Source organism: Cardinium endosymbiont of Culicoides punctatus, from assembly GCF_004354815.1.
In the GTDB taxonomy this organism is placed as follows: domain Bacteria; phylum Bacteroidota; class Bacteroidia; order Cytophagales; family Amoebophilaceae; genus Cardinium.
On the sequence record NZ_QWJI01000011.1, the window covers coordinates 27,967 to 28,773 of the forward strand.

At 35.6% G+C, this 807-nt stretch carries 1 protein-coding gene; it reads right to left on the reverse strand.

Annotated features, from left to right (window positions below):
* A partial coding sequence (locus tag CCPUN_RS04715; RefSeq protein ID WP_165941912.1) for an IS1634 family transposase occupies positions 1-779 on the reverse strand: 779 nt, incomplete at its 3' end.
* Positions 780-807 lie beyond the last annotated feature (28 nt).

Below are 807 nucleotides of genomic sequence, written 5' to 3' on the forward strand. Positions count from 1 at the left end.
ATATCTGATCGATGTAAAAGTGTTTTACAATCTTGTATAGTAGAGGGAACTCGGGTAAGCCATAATAAATGGTCTCCTTGTTCAACACATTTGGGATAAAAGGATGCATCAGCAACATAAAGTAAATCAGGAACTTCTTTAAGTGCTTTACAAAATTGTTGTAATCGACTTGCAGCTGCATCTAAGGTTTTACTATCTGATGCATTACCAGAATGGGCTTCCATCCAAACAGGAAAATGGGCAGAACCTGTTGTGGCCAAGAGCAATGTCATTTGTTTAAGATCAAAGCGTTTATTTTTGGCGTAGCCATAAGTTGGAAATGGAACTTGTGCATCAGATGAAAGAGAGGAATCTAAATGATTATCATAATCTGTGCCATATACACTTAAGGTAGTAGTGTCTAAATGAACTGATTTGCCGATTAAATTATATTTTAAAGCAATAGATAACGCTATATGAGAAAATAACTTCTGGGGACCATACGCGAAAATAGCATCTAGAGCACGGCCTAAGGCATCATCATTAAAGTCTTCAGCTAAAAGACCGGGACCTAATAATTTATCTACTGGCTTGTTCGCTAAGAATTTAGGAAATAAGTATAGCCTATCATCTATAAAACCTAGTCCATTGAGTATCATAGCTAATACACGCTGACCATAAGTAGTTTTCGCGTTTTTGCTAAGAGGTAAACATTCGTCAATGAGTGATACCAAAGATAAGTTGTTTGCTGTCGCAGATACTAAACCTAAATGATCTAGAACTTTACTGCTTGCTTCCATATCAATACAAAATAAATTAATAATCAAT